The sequence below is a fragment of the Streptomyces sp. NPDC000594 genome (assembly GCF_040299965.1).
Taxonomy (GTDB): Bacteria; Actinomycetota; Actinomycetes; order Streptomycetales; family Streptomycetaceae; genus Streptomyces.
Genome location: NZ_JBEPCY010000012.1, coordinates 1 through 23,324, shown reverse-complemented (window position 1 = coordinate 23,324; position 23,324 = coordinate 1). Strand labels below are relative to the sequence as shown.

Sequence of the window (23,324 nt, the reverse complement as noted above, 5' to 3'; positions counted from 1 at the left end):
GACGAAGGGCCCCGTCCCCCATCCGGTGGTACTCACCTGATGGGCGACGGGGCCCTCGTACGCTCACGGGGAGCGGACGGTCACGCGTTCAGCACGGCCTCGGCGTCGAGGGTCGCCCCCACGGCCTGGACCACAGAAGCGATCTTGAACGCCTCCTGGACGGTCTCCCGCTCCACCCCGGCCTTGCGGAGCACCTGCTCGTGCGAGTCGAGGCACATACCGCAGCCGTTGATCGCGGAGACGGCCAGCGACCACAGCTCGAAGTCGACCTTCTCCACACCCGGGTTGCCGATGACATTCATCCGCAGACCGGCCCGGAGGTTGCCGTACTCCTTGTCGGAGAGCAGATGGCGCGTCCGGTAGTAGACGTTGTTCATCGCCATGACGGCGGCGGCGGCCTTGGCGGCGGTGTACGCCTCCGGGCTCAGCTGCGCCTTGGCCTCGGGCTCCAGCTCCCGCAGCACGATCGGGCTGCGCGAGGCGATGGCCGTGGCGAGCACGGTGCCCCAGAGCTGCTGCTCCGAGAGCGGGCTGTTGCCGATGACCGAGCCCAGGTTGAGCTTGAGGTCCTTGGCGTACTCCGGCAGCGCGGACTTCAGCGCGTCGAGGGACATGTGATCACTCACCGGCCAGCAGGTCGCCGGCGTCCAGGGTGTCCTCGCCCTTGCTCCAGTTGCACGGGCACAGCTCGTCGGTCTGGAGCGCGTCCAGCACCCGCAGGACCTCCTTGGGGTTACGGCCCACGGAACCGGCGGTCACCATCGTGAACTGGATCTCGTTGTTCGGGTCGACGATGAAGACGGCGCGCTGCGCGTAGCCGTCCTCGCCCTCGATGCCGAGGTCGCGCATCAGCTCGTGCTTCCCGTCGGCCATCATCGGGAAGGGCAGGTCACGCAGGTCAGCGTGGTCCTTGCGCCAGGCGTGGTGGACGAACTCGGAGTCGCCCGAGAAGCCCAGGACCTGCGCGTCACGGTCGGCGAACTCGTCGTTCAGCTTGCCGAAGGCCGCGATCTCGGTGGGGCAGACAAAGGTGAAGTCCTTGGGCCATGCGAAGACGACCTTCCACTTGCCCTCGTAGGACTTGTGGGTGATGACCTCGAACTCCTTGCCCTTCTCCAGCGAGACACAGGCAGTCAGCTCGAACGGGGGGAACTGGTCGCCGACAGTGAGCACAGTGTTACTCCAGGGTGCATAAGGGGTTGGACATCTGCACCCTGTCACACCCCTCACAGCTCACGGAAATCGATCAATCAGGTCACTGTGATCAGGGCGTCCTATCAATCCATTAGGCTCGTACGAGAGAGTACGAACGCGGGAGCACCCACCCGGGAGCACGCCCGCGGGAGGCCCGCGGGAGGCCCGCGGGAGGCCCGCGGGAGGCCCTGCGGGAGGACGGTCCCGTGACGACGGAGGAGAACACCCCATGAGCCAGACGCACCGGGCCAAGCAGCCCAGCATCGTCCAGCTGCGTGCCTTCACCGCCGTCGCCGAGCATCTGCACTTCCGGGACGCCGCCGCGGCGATCGGCATGAGCCAGCCCGCGCTCTCCGGGGCGGTCTCCGCGCTGGAGGAGGTGCTCGGGGTGCAGCTCCTGGAGCGCACCACCCGCAAGGTGCTGCTCTCCCCGGCGGGGGAGCGGCTGGCCGGGCGGGCGCGGACCGTGCTGGACGCGGTCGGGGCGCTGATGGAGGAGGCCGAGGCGGTGCGCGCGCCCTTCACCGGGGTGCTGCGGCTCGGGGTCATCCCCACCGTCGCGCCCTATCTGCTCCCCATCGTGCTGCGGCTGGTCCATGGCGACTACCCCGATCTCGATATCCAGGTCCATGAGGAGCAGACCGCCTCCCTGCTGGACGGGCTCACCACCGGGCGGCTGGATCTGCTGCTGCTCGCGGTGCCGCTGGGGGTGCCCGGGGTGACCGAGCTGCCCCTCTTCGACGAGGACTTCGTCCTGGTGACCCCGGGGGACCACTGGCTCGGCGGGCGGGCCGATCTGCCCCGGGAGGCGCTGCGCGAGCTGCCGCTGCTGCTGCTTGACGAGGGGCACTGCCTGCGCGACCAGGCCCTGGACATCTGCCGGGAGGCCGGGCGCGGGGACGACACCCCCGTGACCACCACCGCCGCCGGGCTGCCCACCCTGGTGCAGCTGGTAGCGGGCGGGCTCGGGGTGACCCTGCTGCCGAGGACCGCCGTCGAGGTGGAGACCGGCCGGGCCGGTCTCCAGACCGGGTACTTCGCGGAGCCGGCCCCGTCCCGCAGGATCGCCCTCGCCATGCGGGCGGGCGCGGCCCGGCAGGGCGAGTTCGAGGAGTTCGCCGGGGCGCTGCGCCGGGCGCTGACCACGCTGCCGGTCCGTATCGCCGACGGTCAGGGGTAGCGGCTACTCGGTGCGCAGGCCGTCCGAGCGCATCGTCCGCCACAGCACCGGCAGACTCACCAGGCTCACCAGCAGGATCACCCCGGCACCCGTCGCCGCCACCGGCAGGAAGAGCCAGGGGTCCGCCAGGGGTTTGCCGATCATCCGGAGCAGGACCCTGCCCAGGAGCACCCCGCCCCCGGCCGCGACCACCGTCCCCAGGAGCACCGGGACCACCGTCTGCCAGAACTGGGACCGGATCAGCGTGGAGCGTCGTACACCGAACGCCAGCAGTGCGGAGTTCAGCCGGCGGCGCTCCCGCACCTGGTCGATCTGGGCGATCACCATGGACGCCGCGATCAGCACCATCGTGGCGGCCGTCGCCGCCAGCAGCCCGGTCCGGACGCTGAGGTAGTCCCGGTCCCGTTCCGGTGTGCGGCTGCTCCAGATCCGGAGGGCGGGATCGATCCGGGCGGCGGCGTCACGGACCCGGTCCTCGGCGTCGGGCACGCCCTCGTCCAGCCTGACCACCAGCTCCGTCTCCCCGTACCGCACGACCTCGGGGGCGACGGCCCCGGGGGTGGCGTAGACGCCGGTGTACTCCCACCCCGCGATGTCCGTGCGGGCGGTGACGGTGGGGGAGTCCTCGGGAAGGGTCCAGGGGGTCCACCGCCCGGTGGATTCCGGTTGGTCGGAGAGCCGGCCGAGCAGGATCCGCTCCCCCTTGCGCGCGGTCCGGTCCACCCAGTCGTTGGACCAGCTGTCGGAGCGGCTGTGGGCGACAAAGGTGTCGCCGTCCGTGCAGGAGGTGATCCGGGCCAGCTGCCGCAGGACGGAGCAGTCGGCGATGGTCAGGGCGGCGGTCGGCGCGGGCTCGTCCCCGGTGGCCTCCCCGGTGGCCGCCCGGTCCGCGGACCCGGCGGTGGGTCCGGACGGCCGGGCCGTGAGCGTGGTCAGGGCCAGCACTCCGCTGACCCCCGGGGTCCTCCGCAGCTCACGTTCCATCCGCCCGGCCGGCTCCGGATCGGCCTGGGCGAGATGGACCAGACCCCAGGCCGGGCTGCTCCCGGTGACCCGTCTGAGCTCCTCGTGCATCCCGGCGACGACCATCTGGAGGGCGATGGCCCCGGAGACGGCGACCATGATCCCGCCGATCGCCCGGTCGGCGCCGCCGCCGCGCAGCTGGAGCGCGCGCACCGCGAGCTGCCAGGAGAGCGGTCCGCGGCCCAGCCGTCCCACCACCGCGTCGATCAGCCAGGGAAAGAGTGCGACGACCCCCAGGAGGACCAGGGTGGCACCGACCGCGAGCGGAACCGGTCGGATCCCCTCCTGCCCGGCCCGCCGGGCGAGGGGATCCGACAGCAGCAGGATCGCCACCCCCGCCGCGGGCATCAGCAGCCGCCACCCGAGCCGGCGGGGGCGGGGCGCCGAGCCCCGGACGACCCCCAGGGGTTCGATCGCCACCGAGCCCGTGGCGATCAGCGCCGTCACCACCGACATCGCCGGGACCGCCACCGTCACCAGGACCGCGAGATACGGCACCGGCACCACATCGGAGGGGTAGGCGCTCACCCCCCAGATCCGTACCGACCCGGCCAGCAGCCGGGCGGCGGCGAAGAGGACCAGCCCGACGGCCATCCCGAGGAGGGCGCCGAAGAGCGACTCGCCCGCCGCGACCCGGCGGACGGTCCGGGTGTCCGCGCCGACCAGCCGCAGCGCGGCCAGCCGGGCCTCCCGGCGTTCGCCGCCGAAGCGCAGGGCGGTGGCGATGAAGACCCCGAGCGGCACCAGCAGGACCACCGTGACCAGGGTGCCGAGCGCGCCGAAGGCGAAGTCGACCGGCCAGGTGCCCAGCTCCTCGCCGCCGTAGCCCTCGGTGCGGACGGTTTCCTCCCCGGGGGTCAGGGTGGCACTGCCCGCGTAGTAGAGGAGTTCGCCCGGGTCGAGCAGCCCGGCGGGGCCGACGGTGTCCGTGATCCGGTGGCCGAGCCGCTCGGCCAGTGCCGCGCCCTCGGTCGAGCGGAGCAGCCGGGCCAGCGCGGGGGAGACCGCCATCTCGCCCGGCGCGGGCATCCGGGCGAGTCCGGGCGGCAGCGCGGGCCGGTCGCCGTCCGGGCGCAGCAGATGCCCGGTGACGCTCTCGGACCGGTACTCGGTGGACACATCGGTCGTGACGAGGGAGGTCGCGGAGGGCGTCACCGGTTCGGCCGAGGCCAGGAACAGGGCGCTCGCCAGCCGGGCGTTCGTCCGCTGCTCACGGTTGTCGATGATTCGCGGCAGGGCGGAACCGATCAGCAGCAGGGCGACGCCGAGGCCCACGCCGACGGCGGTGAGCGCGTTGCGGGTCCACCCCTCGCGCCCGCCGAAGGCGCCGAAGCGGAGGCCGAGCCCCAGCCCGATGGCCCAGCGGTGGAGTGGTCCGGGGGCGGTGGGGGGAAGGGGGCCGGCCGTCGGGGGCCGTCGGTTCGGCAGGGTTCTCACGGGCTCTTCACAGGGGCAGGTCCGGTCACAGGGGCAGGTCCGGATCCCGGGTGCGGCCGTCACGGACCACGATCTCCCGGTCGGAGTAGGCGGCGACCCGGGGCTCATGGGTGACCAGGACGACGGCGGTACTGGCCGACCGGGCGGCCTCGGTGAACAGCTCCATCACCCGTTCCCCGCTGTACGAGTCGAGGGCGCCGGTGGGTTCGTCGGCGAAGATCACCCGGGGTGAGGTGACCAGGGCGCGGGCGACCGCGACCCGCTGGCCCTGGCCGCCGGAGACCTCGCCGGGGCGGTGGCGGCCGATGTCCGCGACCTCCAGCCGTTCCAGCCACTCCTGGGCGGTGCGCTCGGCGGCCCGGCGCCGTACCCCCGCGAGACGCAGCGGCAGGGCCACATTCTCGACGCAGGTCAGTTCGGGCACCAGGCGGCCGAACTGGAAGACAAAGCCGAAGTGGGTACGGCGCAGGGCGCTGCGTTCGCGGTCGGGCAGGGCGCTCAGCTCGTGCCCGTCGTAGCTGACCGTGCCCGTGTCGGGGGCGACGATCCCGGCGAGGCAGTGGAGCAGGGTCGACTTGCCGGAGCCGGAGGGGCCGAGGACGGCGACGATCTCGCCGGGGTGGATGGAGAATTCGGCCCCGTCGAGGGCGGTGGTGCGGCCGAAGCTCTTGTGCAGTCCTTCGGCGACGAGGAGCGAACCGGCGGGGATCACGCGGAGGGCTCCCGCCGGGGCTCCACGACGGCCGGTACGGGCTCCGGTTCGGGCTCCGAGCCGGGCCCAAGCAGGGTCCCGGTCCCGGTGCCGATCTCGGTGGCGAGCCGGTCCAGCCGGGCCGAGGTCAGCTCCAGCCAGCGCAGATCCGCCTCCAGATGGCACAGGGCGTGGTCGCAGATCAGCTGGTCCGCCAGGCCGCTCTGGCGTTTGCGGTCGGTGAGGATGCGCATCAGCCGCAGATGCTCCGACCGCTGACGGTCGATCAGTTCGGCGGCGCCGCGCCCGGTGAGCAGGGCGAGGACCACCTTGGTGTAGAGCGTCGACTGGAGATACGGCTCCGGCCGCTCGGGCTGGTGCAGCCAGCGGGAGACATCGGTGACCCCGGCGGCGGTGATGGCGTACCGCTTCCGCTCCGGCCCGCCGCCCGGCTCCACTCCGTCCACCTCGACCAGGCCGTTCCGCAGCAGCCGCGACATGGTCGAGTACACCTGCCCGTAGTGGAGCGGGCGGTCGTGGCCGAACCTCTCGTCGAAGGCCCGCTTGAGGTCGTAGCCGTGGCGCGGGCCGGACTCCAGCAGCGCGAGGAGGGTGTGACCGATGGACATGCCCAGCACTGTACGTGGTGTGTATACCCGAGGCGTACCGTGCTGAGGGGGCGGATGGGGGCACCGGGAACGGTGTTCCGCGCCGGTGCTTCCGCCCCTGTCGAGTACCGCCCGGAATGGGTGCTTCCGACCCTGTGCCGTACTGGGGCGGGGGTCACTCCGGCGGCGGGGACGCCCCGTCCGCGGGCGGGTCCGCCGCCGGCGGATTTCCGGACGGTGCGGGCGGATCCCCGGACGGTACGGGCGGCTTGGGCGGCCTGCCCCGCCGGGCGATCGGCGCCACCCCGCCCGGCAGCCGTCCCCCCTCCGCCAGCGCCCGCCGCAGCAGAAACTCGATCTGCGCGTTGGCGCTGCGCAGTTCGTCCGAAGCCCACCGGGCCAGCGCCTCGTACACCACCGGGTCGAGCCGCAGCAGTACCTGTTTGCGCTCCGGCGGCGGGGTCACTGGTAGAGCGTGCCCGTGTTCAGTACCGGCTGGGCCGAGCGGTCACCGCACAGCACCACCAGCAGATTGGAGACCATCGCCGCCTTCCGCTCCGGGTCCAGTTCCACGAGGTCGCGTTCGGCGATCCGGTGGAGCGCCTCCTCGACCATACCGACCGCGCCCTCGACGATCAGGCGGCGGGCGGCGACCACGGCACCGGCCTGCTGCCGCTGGAGCATCGCGGAGGCGATCTCCGGAGCATAGGCGAGGTGGGTGAAGCGGGACTCGATGATCTGGACACCGGCCTGGGCGATCCGGGCGAGCAGCTCGGCGGCGAGCTTCTCGGTGATCTCCTCGGCGTTGCCGCGCAGCGACAGATCGTCCTCGCCATGGGCGTCATAGGGGTATTCGAGCGCGATGTGCCGGACCGCGGCCTCGGCCTGGGTGGAGACGAACTCCTCGTAGTCGTCCACCTCGAACAGGGCCCGTGCGGTGTCCTCGACCCGCCAGACCACCACGGCGGCCAGCTCGATCGGGTTGCCGTAGGCGTCATTGACCTTCAGTACCGCGGTCTCGTGGTTGCGCACCCGGGTGGAGATCGCCTCACGGGAGGTGAGCGGGTTGACCCAGCGCAGCCCGTCGGTGCGGATGGTGCCCCGGTAGCGGCCGAAGAGCTGGACGACCCGGGCCTCGCCGGGGGCGACGTTGTTCAGCCCGCACAGGGAGAAGAAGGCGGCCAGGATCAGCAGCACCCCGGTGAGGATCAGGGTCACCTTGGCCGCGGTGGCCCCGGCGACCGCGCCGAGTGCGATCAGGGCGACCCCGACACCCAGCCCGCCCAGCCCGAGCAGGAGCGCGGCCCCGCCGGCGATGCTCCGCGCCGGGAATTCTCTGATCTGCGGCTCCCGTCGTATCGCCGCGTCCTCCCGGCGGCCCTCCTCGGTCCAGGTGATCTTGCTCGCCATGGCGTCCCCCGTCGTTCCTCGATCGTGCCCCCACGGGCTCCCGAAGCCGGTGGCTCCATGGGGGAGCACCGGCGGGCTAGCTCATCGCTAGCAATGTGATTACACATTAATCGATGCGGCAACCTTGTGCACCCATCGGGAGTCGGTTCAGGGGAGAGGGCGTGGAGAGGGCGGGCAGAGGGAGGGGAGAGGGTTCAGCCGAACGCCGGTGCATCAGGGTGCTGATTGTCACGTCGGGAAAGTCCGGATCGGTCGACCTTTGTCACAGCCGCCGGTGTTAGCTTGCTGAGCTGCCCGCAACGGGGGGCGGCACGGACCTGGAACGGAAGAGCGGAGCGGAGCGAGCGATGGGCCGAGCGGATGCGCGACGGGAGCGGGAGCGCGAGGCACGCACCGCCAGGAAGGCGGCCAGGCCCCGTGGACTGCGGCGCTTTTTCACCTGGAAGAAGCTGCTGGGCACCTTCCTCGGCGTCTGCGTCCTCGGTATGGGTGCCTTCTACGCGGTCTATGTGATGACCCCGGTGCCCAAGGCCAACGCCGAGGCCGAGCTCCAGAGCAACGTCTACAAGTACCGCGACGGATCCATCCTCGCCCGCACCGGCCAGCTCAACCGCGAGATCATCGGCCTGGAGCGGATACCCCGGGACGTCCAGTACGCCTTTGTCGCCGCCGAGAACAAGAGCTTCTTCAAGGACTCCGGCGTCGACCTCAAGGGCACCACCCGCGGCCTGCTCAACACCGTCACCGGCAAGGGCAAGCAGGGCGGCTCGACCATCACCCAGCAATATGTGAAGAACTACTACCTCAGTCAGGACCAGACCTTCAGCCGCAAGCTCAAGGAGCTGGTGATCTCCCTCAAGGTCGACGGGGAGAAGACCAAGGAAGAGATCCTCGCCGGGTACATCAACACCAGCTACTACGGCCGGGGCGCCTATGGCATCCAGGCCGCCGCCCAGGCGTACTACCGGGTCGACGCCGATGAGCTGACCCTCGCCCAGGGCGCCTATCTCGCCGCGCTGCTCCAGGCGCCCAACCAGTACGACTGGGCCATCGCCACGGACACCGGCAAGCGGCTGGCCAAGGACCGCTGGGCGTACACCCTCGACAACATGGTCGAGGAGGGCTGGCTGGAGCCGTCCGCCCGCGGGGAGCAGACCTTCCCGGTGCCCAAGGAGCCCCGTGCCGCCCCCGGTATGGAGGGCCAGGTCGGCTATCTGGTCGACGCCGCCAACTCCGAGCTGGAGCGCCAGGGCATCAGCGAGGAGGACATCCGGGCCGGCGGCTGGACGATCACCCTCAATATCGACAAGGGCCGGCAGCAGGCGCTGGAGCGCTCCGTCCGCGACCAGCTGGAGTCCAAGCTCGACCGCAAGGGCAACAAGAAGCACGCCACCGTCCAGGCCGGCGCCACCTCGGTGGACCCGGAGACCGGTGAGGTCGTCGCCCTCTACGGCGGGGTCGGCGCCACCGAGCACTGGCTCTCCAACGCCACCCGCCGCGACTACCAGCCCGCCTCCACCTTCAAGCCCGTCGTGCTCGCCGCCGCGCTGGAGAACGAGTCCAAGACGCAGGACGGCGACGACATCGGCCTGGAGACGATCTACGACGGCGACAGCAAGCGCCCGGTCGAGGGGAGCGACATCCCCTTCGCCCCCGAGAACATCAACGACCGGGACCACGGCCCCATCAGCATCCAGGAGGCCACCAACAACTCGGTCAACTCGGTGTACGCCCAGATGATCGTGGATGTCACCCCGGCGAAGACCAAGGACACCGCGCTCGCCATGGGCATGCGCGACGGCAGCGGCTTCCTGGAGCGGCCCGCCATGTCGCTGGGCACGATGAACGCCTCCACCTGGGACATGGCCGGGGTCTACGCGACCCTCGCCCACCACGGCAAGAAGGTCACGCCCTCGATCGTGAACTCCGCCGAGCACCGGGTCCGCAAGGCCGTCCTCAAGGACCCCATCGGCGGCCAGGCCGTCAGCCGGGAGACCGCCGACACCGTGACCTCCGCCCTCCAGAAGGTGGTGACCCAGGGCTCCGGCACCGCCGCCCAGGGCGCCTACCAGGCCGCGGGCAAGACCGGTACCTCCGAGCGGAATGTCACCGCCTGGTACGCGGGGTACACGCCCAAGCTGGTCACCGTGGTCGGTCTGCTGGGCGCGTCGCCCGACGGCAAGCGCCAGGTCTCCCTCACCGACACCATCGGCGAGGGCCGGGTCAACGGCGGTGGCATCCCCGCCGAGATCTGGAAGGCGTACACCACCAGGGCGCTCGGCGGCGACGCCGGAGCCCGGTTCGATCTGGACGTGAAGGCGCCCACCGTCCCCCGGACGCCCGCCACCCCCTCGATGACGCCCTCCCTGGAACCCTCGGAGCCCGTCGAGGAGCCGACCCGCGAGGAGGAGGAGAAGACCTCTCCGCCCGCCTCCTCCGCCACCCGGCCCGCGACCGAGGAACCGGAGGAGCCGCCGGCCTCCTCGGCCCCGCCCACCGAGAGCCCGGAGGAGCCGACGCCCACCGGGAGCCCTTCCGCGACCGGCCGTCCGGACCGGCCGGGCGGCGGGGACCGGCCCGGCGGCCAGCAGGACGAGGACTTCCGCCGCTGACACCGGCACGCGGAGCGCATGACGGACAGGACGGACCGAGGGCCCCGGGGAGCGATCTCCCCGGGGCCCTCGGCACAGGGCGTGCCGTGCTCAGCCGCCGTTGACCGTCTTGGCGATCCGGTCGCCCACGTCCTGGTCGATATTGCGCCAGTACTGGAACGCCCGCTCCAGCACCGGCCGGGAGACGCCCTGCTGGAGATGGCCCGCCACATTCGAGACCAGCCGGTCCCGGGCGGCGTCGTCCATCACCTTCCGGACCAGGGTGCCCGCCTGCCCCCAGTCGTCGTCCTCCGCGTGCAGGGTGTACGCGTGCCGCACCATGTCACCGGCGCTGTACCAGCCGGCCGGCTCGCCGTACGCGGCCACATCCGCCGCGGGCCCGCCGTAGGAGTTCGGCGCGTACGGCATCGCGGTGTTGGAGGGCTCGTACCGCATCGGACCGTCCTTGGCGTACGAGCGCACCGCCGTCCGCGGCCGGTTGGGCGGGAGCTGCGCGTAGTTGGGGCCGATCCGGTACCGATGGGTGTCGGGGTACGAGAAGAGCCGCCCCAGCAGCATCTTGTCCGGTGACGGGCCGATGCCCGGGATCAGGTTCGAGGGCTCGAAGGCGGCCTGCTCGATATGGACGAAGTAGTCCTCGGGGTTCTGGTTGAGGGTCATCCGCCCCACCTCGATCAGCGGGTAGTCGCCGTGCGGCCACACCTTGGTCAGATCGAAGGGGTTGAAGCGGTAGTCCGGGGCGGCGTCGAAGGGCATGATCTGCACCTTCAGGGTCCAGCTCGGCGCGTCCCCGGCCTCGATCGCCTCATGCAGATCCCGGCGGTGCCGGTCGGCGTCGTGCCCGGCCAGCTCATCGGCCTCGGCCTGGGTGAAGAAGTCGACGCCCTGGTCGGTCTTGAAGTGGTACCGCACCCAGAACCGCTCGCCGCCGCCGTTCACCCAGAGATAGGTGTGCGAGCTGTAGCCGTTCATGAAGCGGTACGACTTGGGGATGCCCCGGTCGCCCATCAGCCAGGTGACCTGGTGCGCGGTCTCGGGCGAGAGGGTCCAGAAGTCCCACTGCATGTCGTTGTTCCGCAGCCCGGTGGCCGGATGGCGCTTCTGGGAGTGGATGAAGTCGGAGAACTTCTGCGGATCGCGGATGAAGAAGATCGGCGTGTTGTTGCCGACCATGTCGTAGTTGCCCAGCTCGGTGTAGAACTTCAGCGCGAAGCCGCGCGGGTCCCGCCAGGTGTCGGGGGAGCCCTGCTCTCCGGCGACGGTGGAGAAGCGGGCCAGCAGGTCGGTACGGGTGCCCGGCTGGAAGACGACGGCCTTGGTGTACTGGCTGATGTCCTGGGTGACCTCGAAGAAGCCGTAGGCGCCCGCGCCCTTGGCGTGCACCACCCGCTCCGGGACCCGTTCGCGGTTGAACTGGGCCATCTTCTCGATCACATAGTGGTCGTGGAGCAGGATCGGGCCGTCGGGGCTGACGGTGAGCGAGTGTTCGTCGCTCTCCACCGGGATCCCGGCGTTGTCGGTCGTGTACGGAACCTTACGGGCTGACTCGGTCACGAGCGTCCTCCCGTCGAAGGGGGCGGGGCAGGTCGGGCGCGGGGCAGGCCGGATACGGTCGGCCGCTTCACCGCGCGTACCCCAGTCAACTCCGCCGACAGAGGGTCGGCAACATTTGTCCCGCTTTGTCGATCACGTCGAGTGAGCGAATGGTCCGGCCGGGAATGACAGCGGCGCGGGCCCCCGCAGGGGTCCCGCGCCGCTCAGGTCGCCGCTGCCCGGTCAGATCCGGGTGGACAGCTCGAACCAGACCACCTTGCCGCTGGAGAGCCGGGTGGCACCCCACCGCCGGGCCAGCCGGTTGACCAGGAAGAGGCCGCGTCCGCCCTCGTCCGTCTCCCGGGCCTTGCGCTGCCGGGGCAGCTGCGGGGAGTCGTCCCCGACCTCGCACCGGAGCACATCGGTCCGCAGCAGCCGCAGCATCACCGGCCGCTCCGCGTACCGCACCGCGTTGGCGACCACCTCGCTGACCAGCAGCTCGACCGAGTCGCTCAGCTCTTCGAGCCCCCAGCGGGAGAGCGCCCGCCGGGCGAGCCGGCGCGCCCGGCCCGGTGCCGCGTCCTCCGGTTCCAGGAACCAGTAGGCCACGTCGCTGGGTGCGATCCCGTCGAAGCGGGCCGCGAGCAGGGCGATGTCGTCGTCCCGGTCACCCGGTCCGAGCATGTCCAGCACATCGTCGCAGAGCGCTTCCAGCGGCGGTGAGTGGTCGGGCCCGGTGAGCTGGGCGGTGGCGGCCAGCCGCTCGCGCAGCTGCTCGATCCCGGTCCAGACGTCCCGCAGCCGGGACTCCACCAGGCCGTCGGTGTAGAGCAGCAGCGTGGCACCGGCCGGGGCGTCCAGCTCGACCGCCTCGAAGTCCACCCCGCCGACCCCGATGGGCGCCCCGGGGGGCACCCGCAGCACCTCGGCCCGCCCGCCCAGATGCAGCAGCACCGGCGGCGGATGGCCCGCGTTGGCGATGGTGATCCGGTGCGAGACCGGGTCGTACACCGCGTACATGCAGGTCGCCATCCGGTCCGTGCCCAGCCGCTGGGCCTGCTCGTCCAGATGGTGCAGGACCTCCTGCGGCGGCAGATCCAGACCGGCCAGGGTCTGGGCCGTGGTCCGCAGCTGGCCCATGATCGCCGCCGAGGTCATCGAGTGGCCCATGACATCGCCCACGACCAGCGCCACCCTGCTGCCCGGCAGCGGGATCGCGTCGTACCAGTCACCGCCCACCCGGGCCGTCTCGGCGGCGGGCAGATAGCGCGAGGCCAGCCGCACCCCGGTGGGCTGCGGCAGCGAGTCCGGCAGCATGGTGCGCTGCAGCTCGTCCGCGATGTACGCCTCCCGGCCGTACAGCACCGCCTTGTCGATGCCGAGCGCCGTGTGCGTCGCCAGCTGGGCCGCCACCAGCAGATCGTTCGGCTCGAAGGCGGGCCGGTCGGGGCGGCGCAGGAAGACCGCGGCACCGATCACCCGCCGGCGCCCGCGCAGCGGGGCCAGGATGGCGCGATGGCCCGCGGGCACCGTGCGGTCGGCCCCCAGCAGCTCCGGCAGGGCCGCCCGGGCCGCCGCGGAGTCGCCGAAGACCGGCCGCACCCCGCGCAGCACCTCCGACAGTGCCCCGCCGGAGCGGACCTCGCACAGATCGGACGCGGGGGTGAGGTCGTAGTGGGGGTCGACGGCCGGCACCGCGGTCACCGCGGCGCCGAAGTCGACCACGTCCTCAGCTAAACGCAGCCGGTCCGTGCGCCGCAGCCGCAGCACGAACGGCGCCACCGGGCGCTCGTCGCCCACCGGCAGGGGGTCGCGCAGATAGACCAGGATCGCGTCGGAGAAGGTCGGCACCGTCGCCCGGCACAGCCCCAGCACGATCTCGTCCAGGTCTATGCCCCGGGCGATCCTGCGGGTGGCGGCGCCGACGAAGCGCAGTCGGTCCCCTTCCCGCCGGGCCGTCACCGCGAGGTCCTGGAGATCCTGCGGTGGCCCGCCAGGGGTGGGGACGGCGGGGCCGGGCACGGCGGCCGAGGCTCCGGCCGACTCCGCGCGCGGCCGGGCGCGTTCCTGCGGCCGGGCAGCCAAGGGCTGTCGGCCTTCGTGGGAGGTGGGCTGCTCCGTCACGCGTGGGCTTCCGTCCGTCTGGGCCGGGTGTGCGATGCAAACGCCTCGTGAGGCGGTATACCCGCTCTCAAGGTGGCGTCGACAGGGTGGCGGGCATCCGGCACGGCTCCACCCCCTCGAAGTGACTCATGATGACGTGTGGTCAGGTCCGGTGCTGCGCTCCATGGTTACCGCACACCTGCCGAGCGGCGCAGCCCTGCGGACGACGATCCTACGTTTGCCCCCAGGGGGCGTATCAAGAGTCTCATGGCCCCCTCTGCGCGGAAGCGGGTTCCCGGACGGGAGTCGGACATCTTGCACCCGGTCCGGGGACACCCTCGCAGCTGGCCCGCGAAGACTCCCGTACCCGGTCCGGGAAGACCCGCCCAAGGCGCCGCCGTGGCCCCCGCTCATGACGCCAGCCGCGCGGGGACGCTGCCCCAGTCGGCCGGCAGCTCCGGCACCCGCCAGCGGGGATCGGGCCGCCAGTGCTCCCAGCCGTCCGCGAACGGCGGTCCCCAGGCCCGGATGACCTCCACGGCGGCGGCCCCGGCGGCGCGCACCCGGCGGGCCTTCCGGTGGCTCATCAGCCCCGCCCGCTGGGCCTCGGCGAACTCGTCCTCGTCCCGCCAGAGCCAGCTGCGATCGGGGTAGACCGAGATGTCCAGAAAATGATCCTCGGAGTCGATACCGCCAGCCCATCGGGTGCGTGGCTCTTCCAGGTTGACGTACCAGCTCTTGAACTTCCAGCCGGGATCCCAGAAGAGCCAGACCGACCAGGGCTCGTCGGACCGGGCGAGCTTGAGCACCCCCGTACCGAACCAGCGGTCGCGCATCACGGTCCTCGGTGCCGTGTAGCGGGTCGCGAGGGGCTGCTGGTGTACGGGGGTGCCGTCGGCCAGCACCGGCTTGACGCACTCGGTTCCCGGCGCCATCCAGACGGCGAGCGTCTCGGCACTGTCCTGGACGACGGTCACGGGGCGGCAGATGTCCACATGCTCCCGTCCCGAGGGGTGCGGGCCGTGCCCCCGGTATCGCCAGAGGATGTGATCCCCGGGGGCCCAGCGCTGAAAGCGTTCCGTGCCTGTCATGAGCAGATTTTAGGAGGACGGCCCCGTCCGCGCACCGATGCCGTCCTCCCGGGGTCCCAGCGGCCCCGACGGTCCGCGCACCGGTGCCGTCAGGCCCTCCCGCGTCACGGGCGGGTCATCCGCAGCACGTCCAGCGCCTCGTCCAGCTGTTCCAGGGTCAGCGCCCCGCGCTCCACATACCCCTCGTCCAGGACGACCTCACGGATCGTCCGGCGCTCGGCGAGGGACCGCTTGGCGACCTTCGCGGCCTCCTCGTACCCGATGTACTTGTTCAGCGGGGTGACCACCGACGGGGAGGACTCGGCGTACTCCCGGGCCCGTTCCACATCGGCGCGGATCCCGTCCACGGTCCGGTCGGCGAGCAGCCGGGAGGCGTTGGTGAGCAGCCGGACCGATTCCAGCAGGTTCTTCGCCATCACCGGGAGCATCACATTCAGCTCGAAGTTCCCGGCGGCCCCGGCGACGGCGACCGCGGTGTCGTTCCCGGTGACCTGGGCGGCCACCATCAGCACCGCCTCGGGGACCACCGGGTTGACCTTGCCGGGCATGATGGAGGAGCCGGGCTGGAGATCGGGCAGGGTGATCTCGGCGAGCCCGGTGCGCGGGCCGCTGGCCATCCAGCGCAGATCGTTGCAGATCTTGGTGAGCGAGACGGCGATCACCCGCAGCTGGCCAGAGGTCTCCACCAGGGCGTCCCGGGCGCCCTGCGCCTCGAAGTGGTCGCGCGCCTCGGTGAGCGGCAGCCCGGTGACCCGGGCGACCTCGGCGATCACGGCGGCGGAGAAGCCGGGCGGGGTGTTGATGCCGGTGCCCACGGCGGTGCCGCCGAGCGGCAGTTCGGCGAGGCGGGGCAGGGCGGCGGTCAGCCGCTCCACGCCGTAGCGCACCTGGGCGGCGTACCCGCCGAACTCCTGTCCGAGGGTGACGGGGGTGGCGTCCATCAGATGGGTACGCCCCGCCTTGACCACCCCGGCGAACTCCGCCGCCTTGCGCTCCAGCGCCTCCGCCAGATGACCGAGGGCCGGGATCAGCTCCCCGGTCACGGCCGCGGTCGCGGCGACATGGATGGAGGACGGGAAGACGTCATTGGACGACTGTGAGGCGTTGACCTGGTCGTTGGGGTGGACGGGGCGGCCCAGACGCTCACCCGCCAGCGTCGCCAGCACCTCATTGGTGTTCATATTGGACGAGGTGCCCGAGCCGGTCTGGAACACATCGACCGGGAAGTGGTCGTCCCAGCGGCCCTCCGCGACCTCCTCGGCGGCGGCGGCGATGGCCTCGGCGGTCTCCCGGTCCAGCACCCCCAGGTCGGCGTTGACCCGGGCGGCGGCGCCCTTGATCCGGGCCAGTGCCGCGATATGCGCCCGTTCGAGCCGTTGTCCCGAGACGGGGAAGTTCTCCACCGCGCGCTGGGTCTGCGCCCGCCACTTGGCGTGTACGGGCACCCGCACCTCGCCCATGGAATCGTGCTCGACCCGTGTCCGGTCGCCGTTCTCGGTCATCGCTCTCGCGTCCTCCTGGCTCGGGCAGCCCCGGTTGTCGCGGGCCGCTGCCCGCGTCCGCTTGAGCGCGGATCCGGTACGCCCTATTCCCATCCGCGCTACCCACCAGTAAATACCTGGGGTAACCCACTACCGCGGAGGCGCAATGACACAGACCCGGAAACGACTTCGCGCGGTGGCGGCACTCGCCGCCGGCGCGCTGACCGCGGGGCTCCTGGGGCTCACCGCCCCGGCCGCCGGGGCCGCCGGACCCCCCGCCGCCCCCGGGAGCTTAAGGACCGCGTCCGTACCGCTCCCGCCCCAGCTGGAGGCGGTCAGGGCGGCGGAGGCGGTCAAGCTCTACGGCAGCCCCGCGGAACGCCCCCTGGCCACCCGCAAGACCGGCCTGATCTCCCTCGGCGACAGCGAGATCTCCGGCGAGGGCGTCGGCACCTACGAACCCGGCACCGACGGCCCCGACAACTGGTGCCACCGCTCCCCGGACGCGGCCATCCACCGCACCGGCATCGCCGCCGACATCACGTACAACGTCTCCTGCTCCGGCGCGTACACCGGCAACATCCGGATCGGCGGCACCAAGCAGTACGCCGATGAACTCGTCCAGAGCGACAATCTCGCCATCAAGGCCCGCAACACCCGCATCAAGATGGTGCTCCTGGTCGCGGGCGCCAACGACGACCTCCAGTTCGGCCCCGTGATGACTGACTGCGTCATCCGCTATGTGACCCTCCAGGGCCCCTGCGAGCCCAAGTACTCCGGCGGCTGGCAGGCCAGGGTCGACCGGCTCGTCCCCAAGGTCCAGTCCACCGTCCGCGATCTGCGCACCGTGATGCGGGACGCCGGCTACGCCGACGGCGACTACAAGCTGGTCGTCATGGGCTACCCGAGCCCCATCGGACCCGACTTCCGCGACAATCCCAACTTCCCCGGCAAGCTGATCTGCGGCGGCATGGGCTACGACGCCGACACCGTCTGGGGCCGCAACACCGCCGTCCCCGCCTTCCAGCGCGGCATGCGCGAGGTCGCCCGCGCCACCGGGGCCGTCTACCTCGACAACTCACGCCTCTTCCAGGGCCATGAGGTCTGTATGGAGGACCCCTGGGTCCGCGGCCTCTACATCGACATGGGCCACTTCCCGCCGGACGAGAACTCCGTCCGCCAGTCCTTCCACCCCAACGCCCGCGGCCACGCCGCCTTCGCCTCCTGCCTCACCCAGCTGTACGACTCCGGGCTGCGCGAGGCCGGCTGCGCCGAGTCCGGCTCCGACGGCCGCCCGGTGCTGCGCGCGGGCGCCTGGGACGACCACTACAAGCCGCTGCGCAACGCCGCCACGGGCGCCTGCGCCGACATCGACCGCGCGGTCACCCGTAACGGCACCGCGATCCTCGGCTGGGAGTGTCACGGCGGGCGCAACCAGGGCTGGTGGCAGGACCCGGCCCGGGGCTCCGTCCACAGCGAGCTGACCCAGGACCGCTGTCTGGACGTGCCCCGGGGCGACTACCGGGCGGGGGCCGCGCTGGTCCTGTGGAACTGCTCCGGCGCCGCCAACCAGCGCTTCGTGAAGGACGGGGACACCCTCCGGCCCGACGCGGCCCGGGGGATGTGTGTCACCCACGCGTCGGCGCGGGACGCGCTGCGGCTCCAGAGCTGCTCGGGAGCGGCGAACCAGCGCTTCGCCTGACCGGAGCACCGAGCCACTGCGCCACTGAGTACTGAGTGCGGGGCACGGGCCCCGGGGGTCATCGGTCCCCGGGGCCCGTGCGCACGGCCCAGCCCCCGACCTCAGCCCAGCCCCGGGCCCCGCACCGGGATGGAGGTGAAGGTGGGCGCGGGCGCCGGCTCGGTGAAGAAGTCGTTCCCCTTGTCGTCCACCACGATGAACGCCGGGAAGTCCACCACCTCGATCCGCCAGACCGCCTCCATGCCCAGCTCCTCGTACTCGACGACCTCGACCTTCTTGATGCAGTCCTGCGCCAGCCGGGCCGCCGGGCCGCCGATCGACCCCAGATAGAAGCCGCCGTGCGCCCCGCAGGCGTCGGTGACCTGCTTGCTGCGGTTGCCCTTCGCCAGCATCACCTTGGAGCCGCCCGCCGCCTGGAACTGCTCGACGTACGAGTCCATCCGCCCGGCGGTCGTCGGCCCGAAGGAGCCCGAGGCGTACCCCTCGGGAGTCTTCGCCGGACCCGCGTAGTACACCGGGTGGTCCTTCAGGTACTGCGGCATCTCCTCGCCCGCGTCCAGCCGCTCCTTGATCTTGGCGTGCGCGATGTCCCGCGCCACCACCAGCGGGCCGGTCAGCGAGAGCCGGGTCTTCACCGGGTACTTGGTCAGCTCCGCCAGTACCTCGTCCATCGGCCGGTTCAGGTCGATCCGGACCACATCGCCCGCGCTCTCCCCGGCCTGCTCGGCGAGGTGCTCGTCCGTGGTGTCCGGAAGGAAGCGCGCCGGGTCCTTCTCCAGCTGCTCCAGGAAGACCCCCTCGGCGGTGATCTTCGCCTTGGCCTGGCGGTCGGCGGAGCAGGAGACGGCGATGGCCACCGGCAGCGAGGCGCCGTGGCGCGGCAGCCGCACCACCCGGACGTCATGGCAGAAGTACTTGCCGCCGAACTGTGCGCCGATCCCGATCCGCTGGGTCAGCTCGAAGACCTTCTGCTCCAGCTCGGTGTCGCGGAAGCCGTGACCGGTCGGGGAGCCCTCGGTCGGCAGCTCGTCCAGGTAGTGCGCGGAGGCGTACTTCGCGGCCTTCAGCGCGTACTCGGCGGAGGTGCCGCCGACCACGATGGCCAGGTGGTACGGGGGGCAGGCGGCGGTGCCCAGGGAGCGGATCTTCTCCTCCAGGAAGCGCATCATGGCGGTCTCGTTCAGGACCGCCTTGGTCTCCTGGTAGAGGAAGGACTTGTTGGCCGAGCCGCCGCCCTTGGCCATGAAGAGGAACTTGTAGGCGCCGCCGTCGGTCGCGTACAGCTCGATCTGCGCGGGCAGATTGGAGCCGGTGTTCTTCTCCTCCCACATGGTCAGCGGGGCCATCTGGGAGTAGCGGAGGTTCAGCTCCGTGTACGCGTCGTACACGCCCCGGGAGAGGGCCTCCTCGTCGCCGCCCTCGGTGAGGACGTTCTGGCCGCGTTTGCCCATGACGATCGCGGTGCCGGTGTCCTGGCACATGGGGAGCACGCCGGCCGCCGCGATGTTCGCGTTCTTCAGCAGATCGAGCGCGACGAACTTGTCGTTGCCGGAGGCCTCCGGGTCGTCCACGATCCGGCGCAGCTGGGTGAGGTGGTCGGGGCGCAGGAAGTGCGAGATGTCCTTCATGGCCTCGGCGGCGAGCAGCCGCAGCGCCTCCGGCTCGACCTTGAGGAACGTACGGCCGCCCGCCTCGACGGTGGAGACACCCCGGTCCGTGACCAGACGGTAGGGGGTGGTGTCCTCTCCCAGGGGGAGCAGATCTGAGTACGTAAACTCCGGCATGACGGCCATTCCTCACTCAGCGGACTCGGCGGGCCTGGCGGACCCGGCGTGGCGTCGCGATGAGCGACGCGCGTCCCAGCGTAGAGCGCCCCTGGGGAGTCGCCCGTGTGAGGTAAGGCTCAGTCGGCATCCGGGCAGGTCATGGGGTGGTTTCCGGCGGTACGGGGAGCGCCCCGGCGGTGCTGCGGAGGGAAGCGCGGACGGTGTGATCGGGGTGATCCGGGCTGTTTTCGCCGGGTGTTGCCCCTGGTCGCGATCTATCGCGTTTCGCTACGCTGAGGTCGTGGACCTCGAAAAGCAGCCCCCTCAGCCCGTCGTCCCCGCCGGCGCCGGCGCCGGTGCCGCCCCGGCCACCGACACCCTGCGCGCCTCGGACGCCGACCGGGACCGGTTCGCCGACATCCTCCGGGAGGCCCTGGCGGAGGGCCGACTGGACGCCGAGGAGCATGCCGAGCGCATCGAGGCGGTCTACACCGCCAAGACGATGGGTGAACTTCAGCCACTGGTGCGGGATCTGCCCGCCGCGCGCGAGGCCCCGGAGCGGCCGCTGCCCGCCGGGGTCCCCGGCCCGCGGGGCGCCGCCGAGAATCTGGTGGCGGTCTTCTCCAGCTCCGTCCGCAAGGGCCGCTGGCGGGTCAGCCGCCGCACCAATGCCTTCGCGATCTTCGGCAGTGTCGAGATCGATCTCACCCGGGCCCTCTTCGAGCAGCGTCACACCGTGATCAACGCGACCTCGATCTTCGGCAGTGTCGAGGTCAGGGTGCCGGAGAACATCACCCTGCGGGGGAACGGGAACGGCGTCTTCGGCAGTTTCGAGGTGCGCACCCTGGAATCGGTGGAGCCGGACGCCCCGGTCGTCACGATCCATGGCTACTCCGTTTTCGGCACCGTCGAGGCCCGGCCCCGACGGGGACGGCGGGTCGCCGATCTCCAGGACCGGATGCGGAAGTACTTCCTCGGCTGAGGCGGCGTGCGACGCCCGGTTCGGACGGCTCCGCCCCGGAGCGCTTTTCGGCCGTGGGCGCCCATGCGCGGTTCCGCACCTCAGACCGGTGTGCCACTCAGTGCATAGGAGTGCGTACAGCGGGTAGGGAGTGCTGCGTCGTCTCTCGCTCGCGAAGCCGTCGTCAGGAGTAGACCGTGCTGCAACTGTCGTACCAGTCCTCGCAGGTGACCGCTGTACCCCCACAGCGTGTCCCCGCGAGGGAAGATCAGGACGGGCCCTGGCATACGGAGGCGGTCTGCCGACGTGACGAGGCCGGACTGTTCTTCGCCCCCTCCAAGGAGCCGACGGCCGCGAGGCTCTCCCGGGAGGAGGCGGCCAAGCGGGTCTGCGCCCGGTGCCCCGTACTGGTCCAGTGCCGGGAACACGCCCTGCTCCAGCCCGAGCCCTATGGCGTCTGGGGCGGGCTGACCGCCGCCGAGCGCCGGGTGGTGCTGGCCCGGCGCAGGCGGCATGACATCGAGGTGAAGAAGGCGCAGTCGGCGGCCTGAGCCGGAGGTGCCGGGCCGGCCGGGGTGCTCCCCGGTGCCGGCGCCGGACCGCCGCACCCTCAAGGAAGAAGGGCCCTCGGGGCCCTTCTTCCTTTTTCGGGGTCCGGGCTCACTGGGCGCGGGAGAAGTCCACCTGGCTGTAGGCCCGCAGCTTGGAGAGCTTGTGGGTCGAGTCGATCTGCCGGATGGTGCCGGACTTGGACCGCATCACCAGGGACTGCGTGGTCGCCGTCTCCGAGCGGTAGCGCACCCCGCGCAGCAGCTCGCCATCCGTGATCCCGGTCGCGACGAAGAAGACATTGTCGCCCTTGACCAGGTCGTCCGTGGAGAGCACCCGGTCGAGGTCATGGCCGGCGTCGAGGGCGCGGCGCCGCTCCGCCTCGTCCTTGGGCCACAGCTTGCCCTGGATGGTGCCGCCGAGGCACTTGATCGCACAGGCGGTGATGATGCCCTCGGGCGTACCGCCGATGCCCATCAGCATGTCCACACCGGTGCCCTCGCGGACCGCCATGATCGCGCCCGCGACATCGCCGTCCGAGATGAACTTGATCCGTGCGCCGGTCTCCCGGATCTCCTTGACGACGCCTTCGTGGCGCGGCCGGTCGAGGATCACCACCGTCACATCGGCGGGGGAGGAGTTCTTGGCCTTGGCGACCCGCCGGATGTTGACGGAGACCGGTGCGTCGATGTCCACATAGTCGGCGGCCTCCGGGCCGGTGACCAGCTTGTCCATGTAGAAGACGGCGGACGGGTCGAACATCGCGCCCCGGTCGGCGGCGGCCAGCACCGCGATGGCGTTCGGCATGCCCTTGGCGGCCAGGGTGGTGCCGTCGATCGGGTCCACGGCGATATCGCACTCGGCGCCGGTGCCGTCGCCGATGTGCTCTCCGTTGAAGAGCATCGGGGCCTCGTCCTTCTCCCCTTCCCCGATGACGACGACGCCGTTCATCGAGACGGTGTGGACGAGGGTCCGCATGGCCTTCACGGCCGCTCCGTCGGCGCCGTTCTTGTCACCGCGCCCCACCCAGCGGCCCGCGGCCATGGCGGCGGCCTCGGTGACCCGGACCAGCTCCAGGGCGAGGTTGCGGTCGGGGGCCTCCGGCGAGACCTCCAGTTGGGACGGCATAGCGTGCTCGGTCATCGGAGCGCACCTTTCTGTACGACGCGACGGCCGTGATTGAGGGTGCTTCGACTCTATCCCGCTGTCGACAGAATGAGCAGCGGGGCCCACGTATGAGCGCGGGAGGGGGATGCGACGATGGGGGCGTGGCAGGTATGCGAGGCAAACAGACGATCCGCGACATGATTCTTTCGATGATGGCCATCGGTGCGGTCGTCGGAGTGGTCTATTTCTTCTTTCCGGACGAGGACGACGCCGACCCGATCAAGGCCCTGGACTATCAGGTGGAGCTGGTGACGGCCCAGCGCGCCGCCCCCTATCCGCTGCTGGCGCCCCAGGGGCTGGAGAAGCAGGGGTGGAAGGCCACCTCGGTCTCGTACAAGGGGTACGCGGACGACTCCTGGCACCTGGGCTTCCTCGATCCGGACCAGGAGTATGTGGCGGTCGAGCAGTCCACCGAGAGCAAGGGCAAGTTCGTCCCGCGCGTCACCCACCAGGCCGAGGACACCGGTGAGACGCGCCGGATCGACGGTGAGACCTGGCAGCGCTGGGAGGGGCCCAAGTACGACGCCCTGGTCCGGGAGGACAAGGGCTCCATCACCGTGGTGACGGGGACGGCGCCGATGGAGCAGCTGGCCCGGATGGTCACCGAGCTGCGACCCGCGCCGGAGAGGGTGGCCCCGGGGGCCTGAGGCCCGGGAGGCCCGAGGGTCCGGGAGGCCTGAGGGTCCGGGAATGACCGTGGGTCCGGGAATGACCGTGGGGGCCGCCGCACGGCGGCGCTCGCCTGGCTGCGGGACCGGGCCGAACCGCACGGCGAGGCCCCCCGGGACGGTGAGGAGCAGGACAGCGAGGGGCGCT

19 protein-coding genes are annotated in these 23,324 nt (G+C 71.4%); 6 read left to right on the top strand and 13 right to left on the bottom strand.

Going from position 1 to position 23,324, the window contains the following annotated elements; genetic code table 11:
- Window positions 1–80: 80 nt before the first annotated feature.
- Complete coding sequence (locus tag ABT354_RS18410) at window positions 81–614, bottom strand: alkyl hydroperoxide reductase (protein ID WP_351494911.1); 534 nt, start codon at window positions 612–614, stop codon at window positions 81–83.
- A 4-nt stretch (window positions 615–618) separates the two neighbouring features.
- On the bottom strand, window positions 619–1,173 hold the full coding sequence (locus tag ABT354_RS18405; RefSeq protein ID WP_351494909.1) for a peroxiredoxin: 555 nt from the start codon (window positions 1,171–1,173) through the stop codon (window positions 619–621).
- Window positions 1,174–1,423: 250 nt separating this feature from the next.
- Here ABT354_RS18405 and ABT354_RS18400 point away from each other — a divergent pair, with 250 nt between their 5' ends.
- Complete coding sequence (locus ABT354_RS18400) at window positions 1,424–2,374, top strand: LysR substrate-binding domain-containing protein (RefSeq protein ID WP_351494907.1); 951 nt, start codon at window positions 1,424–1,426, stop codon at window positions 2,372–2,374.
- A 3-nt stretch (window positions 2,375–2,377) separates the two neighbouring features.
- On the opposite strand, the gene ABT354_RS18395 is transcribed toward ABT354_RS18400, so the two are convergent.
- From ABT354_RS18395 to ABT354_RS18375, 5 genes are all read right to left on the bottom strand, one after another.
- A complete protein-coding gene (locus tag ABT354_RS18395; RefSeq protein WP_351494905.1) occupies window positions 2,378–4,834 on the bottom strand; it encodes an FtsX-like permease family protein in 2,457 nt (818 codons plus the stop codon).
- 25 nt (window positions 4,835–4,859) lie between these two features.
- Window positions 4,860–5,546: an ABC transporter ATP-binding protein gene (locus ABT354_RS18390; protein ID WP_351494903.1), complete on the bottom strand. Its 687-nt coding sequence runs from the start codon at window positions 5,544–5,546 to the stop codon at window positions 4,860–4,862.
- The gene (locus tag ABT354_RS18385; RefSeq protein WP_351494901.1) at window positions 5,543–6,154 is read right to left on the bottom strand and encodes a PadR family transcriptional regulator; all 612 of its coding nucleotides are present in this window, start codon (window positions 6,152–6,154) and stop codon (window positions 5,543–5,545) included. Before ABT354_RS18385 ends, ABT354_RS18390 begins: the two co-directional genes overlap by 4 nt.
- 154 nt (window positions 6,155–6,308) lie before the next feature.
- Entirely contained in the window at window positions 6,309–6,599 is a 291-nt protein-coding gene (locus tag ABT354_RS18380; RefSeq protein ID WP_351494899.1) for a type II toxin-antitoxin system antitoxin, read from the bottom strand.
- Window positions 6,596–7,543 (bottom strand): SPFH domain-containing protein, encoded by a 948-nt coding sequence (locus ABT354_RS18375; RefSeq protein ID WP_351494897.1) that lies wholly within the window; start codon window positions 7,541–7,543, stop codon window positions 6,596–6,598. The genes ABT354_RS18380 and ABT354_RS18375 overlap by 4 nt, the downstream gene beginning before the upstream one ends.
- Before the next feature lie 347 nt (window positions 7,544–7,890).
- On the opposite strand from ABT354_RS18375, the gene ABT354_RS18370 reads away from it, so the two are divergent.
- Complete coding sequence (locus tag ABT354_RS18370) at window positions 7,891–10,155, top strand: transglycosylase domain-containing protein (protein WP_351494895.1); 2,265 nt, start codon at window positions 7,891–7,893, stop codon at window positions 10,153–10,155.
- 90 nt (window positions 10,156–10,245) lie between these two features.
- Here ABT354_RS18370 and ABT354_RS18365 read toward each other — a convergent pair whose 3' ends face one another.
- From ABT354_RS18365 to ABT354_RS18350, 4 genes are all read right to left on the bottom strand, one after another.
- Window positions 10,246–11,709 (bottom strand): catalase, encoded by a 1,464-nt coding sequence (locus tag ABT354_RS18365; RefSeq protein ID WP_351494893.1) that lies wholly within the window; start codon window positions 11,707–11,709, stop codon window positions 10,246–10,248.
- Window positions 11,710–11,931: 222 nt separating this feature from the next.
- Window positions 11,932–13,812: a SpoIIE family protein phosphatase gene (locus ABT354_RS18360; RefSeq protein WP_351494891.1), complete on the bottom strand. Its 1,881-nt coding sequence runs from the start codon at window positions 13,810–13,812 to the stop codon at window positions 11,932–11,934.
- A 389-nt stretch (window positions 13,813–14,201) separates the two neighbouring features.
- Window positions 14,202–14,882 carry a cytidylyl-2-hydroxypropylphosphonate hydrolase gene (gene fomD, locus ABT354_RS18355; RefSeq protein ID WP_351494889.1) on the bottom strand — a complete coding sequence of 227 codons (681 nt, stop codon included), beginning with the start codon at window positions 14,880–14,882 and terminating at the stop codon, window positions 14,202–14,204.
- A 104-nt stretch (window positions 14,883–14,986) separates the two neighbouring features.
- Window positions 14,987–16,384, bottom strand: coding sequence for a class II fumarate hydratase (locus tag ABT354_RS18350; protein ID WP_351494887.1), 1,398 nt, complete (start codon window positions 16,382–16,384; stop codon window positions 14,987–14,989).
- Between the two features lie 145 nt (window positions 16,385–16,529).
- Here ABT354_RS18350 and ABT354_RS18345 point away from each other — a divergent pair, with 145 nt between their 5' ends.
- A complete protein-coding gene (locus ABT354_RS18345; RefSeq protein ID WP_351494885.1) occupies window positions 16,530–18,065 on the top strand; it encodes a ricin-type beta-trefoil lectin domain protein in 1,536 nt (511 codons plus the stop codon).
- 101 nt (window positions 18,066–18,166) lie between these two features.
- On the opposite strand, the gene ABT354_RS18340 is transcribed toward ABT354_RS18345, so the two are convergent.
- Window positions 18,167–19,849: a fumarate hydratase gene (locus ABT354_RS18340; protein ID WP_351494883.1), complete on the bottom strand. Its 1,683-nt coding sequence runs from the start codon at window positions 19,847–19,849 to the stop codon at window positions 18,167–18,169.
- A 283-nt stretch (window positions 19,850–20,132) separates the two neighbouring features.
- Between ABT354_RS18340 and ABT354_RS18335 the strand changes: the two genes are divergently transcribed.
- The gene (locus tag ABT354_RS18335; protein WP_351494881.1) at window positions 20,133–20,813 is read left to right on the top strand and encodes a DUF1707 SHOCT-like domain-containing protein; all 681 of its coding nucleotides are present in this window, start codon (window positions 20,133–20,135) and stop codon (window positions 20,811–20,813) included.
- Window positions 20,814–20,989: 176 nt separating this feature from the next.
- Window positions 20,990–21,343 (top strand): WhiB family transcriptional regulator, encoded by a 354-nt coding sequence (locus ABT354_RS18330; protein WP_351494879.1) that lies wholly within the window; start codon window positions 20,990–20,992, stop codon window positions 21,341–21,343.
- A gap of 109 nt (window positions 21,344–21,452) precedes the next feature.
- Here ABT354_RS18330 and glpX read toward each other — a convergent pair whose 3' ends face one another.
- A complete protein-coding gene (glpX, locus tag ABT354_RS18325; protein ID WP_351494877.1) occupies window positions 21,453–22,484 on the bottom strand; it encodes a class II fructose-bisphosphatase in 1,032 nt (343 codons plus the stop codon).
- A 134-nt stretch (window positions 22,485–22,618) separates the two neighbouring features.
- Between glpX and ABT354_RS18320 the strand changes: the two genes are divergently transcribed.
- A complete protein-coding gene (locus ABT354_RS18320) occupies window positions 22,619–23,155 on the top strand; it encodes a DUF4245 domain-containing protein (protein ID WP_351495249.1) in 537 nt (178 codons plus the stop codon).
- Window positions 23,156–23,324 lie beyond the last annotated feature (169 nt).